Origin of the sequence: Inquilinus limosus MP06 (genome assembly GCF_000767795.1) — a bacterium.
GTDB lineage: Bacteria > Pseudomonadota > Alphaproteobacteria > DSM-16000 > Inquilinaceae > Inquilinus > Inquilinus limosus_E.
This window is the reverse complement of the sequence record NZ_JANX01000439.1, coordinates 1-5,564: the sequence shown is the minus strand read 5'-3', so window position 1 is coordinate 5,564 and position 5,564 is coordinate 1. Positions and strand designations below refer to the sequence as shown.

The following is a 5,564-nucleotide window of genomic DNA, read 5'->3' as shown; positions in this document are numbered from 1 at the left end:
AGCGGCCGGGGCTGGCGGTCGAGGTCCAGCGCGCGAACGAAGAGGCCGGCATAGCGCAGCTTCCGGCGCGCGCCCGCGCCCAGGAACCGGCGGAGCTGATCGACGAAGCCGGCCTCCCGCCATGCGGCCTGGTGCTGGAGGGTGCGGAACGATGCGAGATCCCCCGCCTGCGCCAGGATCGCTTCGATGGCATCCGGCCCGACCGCGCGGATGAGCTCGTCCTCCAGGTCGCGGTCGCAGACGAAGAAGCCCTCTTCCTCGAGCTCGCCGCGCGTCTCGGGCCGGGCATAGCCGGCCCGGGCCAGCTCGCGTCGGAAGTGCCGCTCCTCGGCGGCATCGCACAGGCCGCTGACGCGCAGCCCGGCGCCGGCCGGCCCGAAGCGGGCGAGGAACTTCGACACCGACCGGGCGCCGCCGATCGGCACCACGACCACGCCGTCCTCCGTCAGGTTCCGTCCCTGCAGGCTCGCCAGGGTCTCGACCGCGATCTGGTCGCTGATGCCTTCGACCAACACGACGGACCGGGCGTGCCGGGCGCGGTCCAGCGCAGCGGCGGTGGCCCGCAGCGGGGCATCGGCGCCGCTCGCATATCCGGGAACGGAACGCTCCCGTCGCCGGCGTCGCGCATCGACGAGGTGATCCCCCGATCGCGGCGCCGCCGCATTATCGGCTTTGCTGGGCAACCTGGCCATCCGTGCGGTCCGACAGGCCCTGCCGATCGTACACGGCCGCTGCGGCCTCTGGCGAGCCCGCGGCGGAACGTCAGCGGCCCGCCTCCGTCTTCGGGGCCTCCCTGGCGAAGAAGGCATAGGTGGCGGTGTAGGGGACGCCGATCCGGGTGCCGGGCCGGACGGGCGGCGTCGCGGGGGCGGCCCCGCCATGCGCGGCCAGGCGCTCGACATAGGATACCCCGGCCAGGACGCCGGAGGCCGGATCCGCCGCCACCGCGATCAGCAGCGCCGGGATGTCCCCGGGATCGGCCGACGGCGCGGAGACCACCGGCACCGCCGGGTCGCGCGCCACCTTGCTGCCGTCGGCCGCCTCCCAGGACGGGCCGGCATAGTGATAGATCGTGACCCGGCCGTCCTGGCCGCTCAGGCGGGGACCGGTCAGCCGGGCCAGCGGCGCCTCCAGCTCCCAATGCAGCGTGCCGCCGGTGTCGTCGCTGCGATAGATCTGGACGCCGGAGGCCTTCGCGGTGAACAGCAGCCGCGCATCGGCCGGGCTCTGCAGGGCCGGGGCGGGCGCCGCCGCGGCCGGCAGGGCGGCCAGCAGCAGGCAGGCGCACAGGGCATATCGAGACATCGCAATCACCCGGGCGGAGAATGACGGAGGGAAGGACATGGCCAATTCCTTGCCGGGTCCGATGCTGGCCGGCCGCCGCTACGGAAGCGTGTCGCCATCATTGCATTCGCAACGGGAGCGGTGTCCGCACCGCCTCAGCCGCCCCCGGCGAAATAGCGGCCGGGCGTGACGCCGAAGGCCTTGCGGAAGCCGGCGACGAAGGCGCTCGGTCCCTCATAGCCCAGCCGGTCGGAGACATCGCCGACCGAGGCGCCGAGCGACAGCCATTCCACCGCCTTGAGCAGCCGGGCCTGGCGCCGCCAGGCGCGGAAGCTCAGGCCGGTCTCGGCCCGGAAATGCCGCTCGAAGGAACGCTCGGATAGGGCCGCCCGCCCGGCCACCTCGGCCAGGCCGTCGGCCCGCGCCGGGTCGGCGGCGAGATCGGCCACGGCGCGCCGTAGCCGGGCCGATTCCGGCATCGGCAGGTGCAGCGGCGCGATCGGCTCGGTCACCAGCTGGTCGAGGATGACGCCGATGATCCGCCCGGCCGGGCCGTCGGCCGCGGCCCCGTCGCGGGGATGGCCCAGCAGCGCCAGCACCAGCTCGCGCAGCAGCGGCGACAGCCGGATCACCGACGGCGCGGACGGCAGGTGCCGCGCCGCCTCCGGCCGCAGGAACAGGTAGCGCAGCGCCGAGCGCTGCAGATAGGTGACGGCGTGCGGCACACCGGGCGGAATCCACAGCGCGCGCTCCGGCGGCACCACGAAGCTGCCGCGCGCCGTCTCCACCGTCACCGAACCGGAGACGATGTGGAACAGCTGCGCCCACCGGTGGCTGTGCGAACGGAAATGCAGCCCGGCCTCGGCCTCGCCGGCATAGACCAGCGCCGGGGCGGGATAGTCCTGCGCCGCCGGGCGGTCGAGATCGGGATGGACCAGATTCTCCGGATGAACCATGGCGACTCAGATACAGAAGTGGGGTGGATGGCGCCAGATATGTGGCGGCTCACAGACATAAATCGGCGCAGCCGCGTTAACCCGAAAAGCGGAGGCGAGTTTAGGGTGCTCTCCATCCACGCCGGCCCGATGGGCATCGCAACCGGGTGTCGGCAGCCAGCAAGGGAGTCCGATGATGGACAGCGCAACGGCCGTTTCGTGCCGCGAGCCGCGGGCCGCGGCGACTCGCCGGACACTGCCGGCCCTGGGCTGCGTCGTGGCCTGGATCCGGCGGCAGGTGAAGATGTCGCGGGACACCGCGAGGCTGACGGCGCTCGACGATTACCTTCTCGCGGATATGGGGCTGGCCCGCGGCGAGATCCGGGGGCTGGTGCGCCGCGGCCGCCTGCCGGCCGGGTGGGCCGGACGGTAGCGGCGAGAACCGGAATGGCGGGCGTCTTGGCCGACCATGCCGCCCGCCTTCCGCGTCCGGAACGCATTCCGTCCTGCCGCATGATGGCTGCAGGCCCTTGACCCGCCGGCCTTCGACCCCTGTAGGATCGACCATGCTGCCGTCGAGACTTGCCAGGGAAGCGGGGCGCCAGGCCTTCGGGGCCGACCCGGCCAACTATCACACCGCGCGCCCGGACTACCCGGACTGGGTGTTCGGGACGCTCCGCTCCCATTGTGCCCTCGGGGCCGGGACCGCGACCTTCGAGATCGGCGCCGGCACGGGCAAGGCGACCCGCCGGCTCCTCGATCTCGGCGCCCGCCCGTTGGTTGCGGTCGAGCCGGATCCCCGCCTCGCCGAATTCCTGCGGACGGCAAACCCGGACCCGGCCCTGACGGTGCAGGTGTCCGCTTTCGAGGACGCGGTGCTGGACCAAGCGGCCTTCGACCTCGGCGTCAGCGCCACCGCCTTCCATTGGCTCGACGAGGAGGCGGCGCTGGCGAAGATCGCGCGCCTGCTGCGCCCCGGCGGCTGGTGGGCGGCCTTCTGGAACGTGTTCGGCGACGACAGCCGGCCCGACCCGTTCCATCTCGCGACCCGGGATCTTCTGCAGGGGCCGGCCAACCCCTCGGACGGCGAGCGGGGCATCCCGTTCGGCCTGGACCGCGAGGCCCGCCTGGCGGCGCTGAAGCGGACCGGCGCCTTCGACGTCGTCGACACGGCGATGAGCGCGTGGTCCCTGGTGCTGGACGAGCACCAGGCAGCGGCGCTCTATGCGACCTATTCGACCGTCAGCCTCCGCCCGGACCGCGATTCCGTGCTGGCGGGGCTGCGCCGCATCGCCCGCGACGAGTTCGGCGGCCGGGTCGTCCGCAACATGACGACCAGCCTGTACATGGCACGCCGGGCGGCCCGATGATCCGCGCCGCCAGGCACCAGCGGAGGTCCCATGCATCGTCCCGGACGGATCGCCACCAACCAGCCGGAGCGCCGGGCCACGGCATCAGCCTTCGCCGATGCCGGCGTGGCCCGCTGCTACGCAGCCCGGCCGCCTTACGCCCCGGCGCTGTATGAATTCCTGCTCAAGCAGGTGGCGGGACGGCGTCGGGCGCTGGATCTGGGCTGCGGGCCGGGCAAGATCGCCATCGTCCTGGCCGGGCACTTCGCCGAGGTGGTCGCGCTCGACCCGTCCGCGGCGATGATCGAGGCGGGGCGGGCGGCGGACGCCGGACGGCATGGCGGCATCGCCTGGACCGTCGGGACGGCCGAGGCCTACCGGACACATCACGGCTTCGACCTGGCCACGGCCGGCACCTCGATCCATTGGCTTGATCATGCCGTGGTGTTCCCGAAGCTTGCGGAATGGACCGGGACCCTGGCGGTGATCGGCGGCGACGAGCCGGCCGCCGCCCCCTGCGGCGACGAGGCCTGGACCGCGTTCCTGGCGCGCTGGATCGCCCGGGTCGGCGGCCGGTACGATCCGGCGGCCGCGGCGGTGGAGGCGAGCCGCCACGAGGCCTGGATGGACATCGCCGGCCGGAAGACGTTTCCGTTCACGGTCCGGCAGAGCGTCGCCGAGTTCATCCGGGGCCAGCATTCGCGCGCGACCTGGAGCCGCACGGCGATGGGCGAGGCCCTGGCCGCCGAGTTCGACCGCGAGCTCGAGGCGCTGATGCGGCCCTTCGCGACCGACGGGCAGCTGGAGCTCGCCATGGTCTCGACCCTGACCTGGGGCGCGCCGCGCCGGACGCCGCATCCCGCGGCCTCGCCGGCGAGCATCGGCTGAGCCGATCCGGAAGCCGCCGGAACTCCTGCGACGGCGGCGCCGTTGGCCGGGCATGGTCGATGTCGCGCCGCTCCTCGCACTTGCCGCGGTTCATCTGGCCGGCAATCTGACGCCCGGCGCCAATTTCGTGCTGATCAGCCAGGTGTCCGCGACGCAGTCACGGACCGCCGGGGCCGCCGCCGGCCTCGGCCTGACGCTCGGCGCCGTGCTGTGGGCGACGGCCGCCGCGATCGGCCTCGGCTTCCTCAGCTATCTGAGCTGGTTCCAGGAGACTTTGAGGCTGCTGGGCGGTGCCTATCTGCTGTATCTCGGCACCAGGCTGATCCTGGCCCCGAGGCAAACGGCGCCGACACCTGTCCCGCTGTCGAGGCTGCGGGCGTTCCGCACCGGGCTGCTGATGAACCTGTCGAACCCGTATTGCCTGATCTTCTTCGGCGGCACCTTCGCGGCGCTGATCCCGGCCGGCAGCCCGGCCTGGATGCGGGCGGCGGCCGTCGGGGTCATCCTGGTCGATGCCCTGGTGTGGTACAGCGTGCTCGCCGCCCTGTTCTCATCGGGGCCGATCCAGTCGTGGCACCGGCGGCTGCGGCGATGGCTGGACCGCATCGTCGGCAGCGTCCTCGGCGCGCTCGGCCTGCAGCTGATGCTGTCGTCGCGGTAGACGGATCAGCCGCGCAGCGCCCGCCGCACCACCGGCTCCAGCACCGCGTCGACCGCGACGGGATCGTCCCACACCAGCTCGACGCGCAGCGCCTCGACCATCGGCCGGGCCTCGGGCGGCAGGCGGACCAGGTCCTTCTCCGTGGTCACCGGCACGGCCTGCCGCTCCTGTGCCGTCTCGGCCAGCCGCATCACCTCGTCCGGCGTGTAGGCGTGATGGTCGGGGAAGGGAACGGCGCCGACGACCTCCGCCCCCAGCTCGGCCAGGGTGACGAAGAATTTCTCGGGCCGGCCGATGCCGGCGAAGGCCAGGACCTTGCGGCCGCGCAGCCGCGCGGCATCCTCTGTCGCAGGCACCAGCCGGGCGCCGAGCGCCGGCAGGCCGTGGCGGGCAGCCAGCGCCCCTATGCTCGCCCGGTCGGGACCCATCACCACCAGGGCGTCGGCG

8 protein-coding genes are annotated in these 5,564 nt (G+C 73.1%); 4 read left to right on the top strand and 4 right to left on the bottom strand.

Going from position 1 to position 5,564, the window contains the following annotated elements; translation table 11 throughout:
• From P409_RS25245 to P409_RS25235, 3 genes are all read right to left on the bottom strand, one after another.
• Window positions 1–512, bottom strand: a 512-nt coding sequence (locus P409_RS25245; protein ID WP_193366522.1) for a TOPRIM nucleotidyl transferase/hydrolase domain-containing protein, incomplete at its 3' end; no start/stop codon positions are given.
• 250 nt (window positions 513–762) lie between these two features.
• Complete coding sequence (locus tag P409_RS25240; protein ID WP_052121369.1) at window positions 763–1,305, bottom strand: DUF3455 domain-containing protein; 543 nt, start codon at window positions 1,303–1,305, stop codon at window positions 763–765.
• A 134-nt stretch (window positions 1,306–1,439) separates the two neighbouring features.
• Window positions 1,440–2,240, bottom strand: coding sequence for an AraC family transcriptional regulator (locus P409_RS25235; RefSeq protein WP_034844969.1), 801 nt, complete (start codon window positions 2,238–2,240; stop codon window positions 1,440–1,442).
• A 175-nt stretch (window positions 2,241–2,415) separates the two neighbouring features.
• On the opposite strand from P409_RS25235, the gene P409_RS25230 reads away from it, so the two are divergent.
• The 4 genes from P409_RS25230 (at window position 2,416) to P409_RS25215 (ending at window position 5,117) form a co-directional block, all read left to right on the top strand.
• Window positions 2,416–2,652, top strand: a complete 237-nt coding sequence (locus P409_RS25230) for a DUF1127 domain-containing protein (RefSeq protein ID WP_161790470.1) — start codon at window positions 2,416–2,418, stop codon at window positions 2,650–2,652.
• A 133-nt stretch (window positions 2,653–2,785) separates the two neighbouring features.
• Window positions 2,786–3,589, top strand: coding sequence for a class I SAM-dependent methyltransferase (locus tag P409_RS25225; protein ID WP_034844966.1), 804 nt, complete (start codon window positions 2,786–2,788; stop codon window positions 3,587–3,589).
• 30 nt (window positions 3,590–3,619) lie between these two features.
• Complete coding sequence (locus tag P409_RS36435; protein ID WP_052121368.1) at window positions 3,620–4,456, top strand: class I SAM-dependent methyltransferase; 837 nt, start codon at window positions 3,620–3,622, stop codon at window positions 4,454–4,456.
• Window positions 4,457–4,508: 52 nt separating this feature from the next.
• Window positions 4,509–5,117 carry a LysE family translocator gene (locus P409_RS25215; RefSeq protein ID WP_034844965.1) on the top strand — a complete coding sequence of 203 codons (609 nt, stop codon included), beginning with the start codon at window positions 4,509–4,511 and terminating at the stop codon, window positions 5,115–5,117.
• A 5-nt stretch (window positions 5,118–5,122) separates the two neighbouring features.
• On the opposite strand, the gene P409_RS25210 is transcribed toward P409_RS25215, so the two are convergent.
• A partial coding sequence (locus P409_RS25210) for a tetraacyldisaccharide 4'-kinase (RefSeq protein WP_034844964.1) occupies window positions 5,123–5,564 on the bottom strand: 442 nt, incomplete at its 5' end.

Coding starts and splice junctions, on each gene's coding strand:
- P409_RS25240 (WP_052121369.1), bottom strand. CDS start 1,305: ATGTCTCGATATGCCCTGTGCGCCTGCCTGCTGCTGGCCGCCCTGCCG.
- P409_RS25235 (WP_034844969.1), bottom strand. CDS start 2,240: ATGGTTCATCCGGAGAATCTGGTCCATCCCGATCTCGACCGCCCGGCG.
- P409_RS25215 (WP_034844965.1), top strand. CDS start 4,509: ATGGTCGATGTCGCGCCGCTCCTCGCACTTGCCGCGGTTCATCTGGCC.
- P409_RS25225 (WP_034844966.1), top strand. CDS start 2,786: ATGCTGCCGTCGAGACTTGCCAGGGAAGCGGGGCGCCAGGCCTTCGGG.
- P409_RS25230 (WP_161790470.1), top strand. CDS start 2,416: ATGGACAGCGCAACGGCCGTTTCGTGCCGCGAGCCGCGGGCCGCGGCG.
- P409_RS36435 (WP_052121368.1), top strand. CDS start 3,620: ATGCATCGTCCCGGACGGATCGCCACCAACCAGCCGGAGCGCCGGGCC.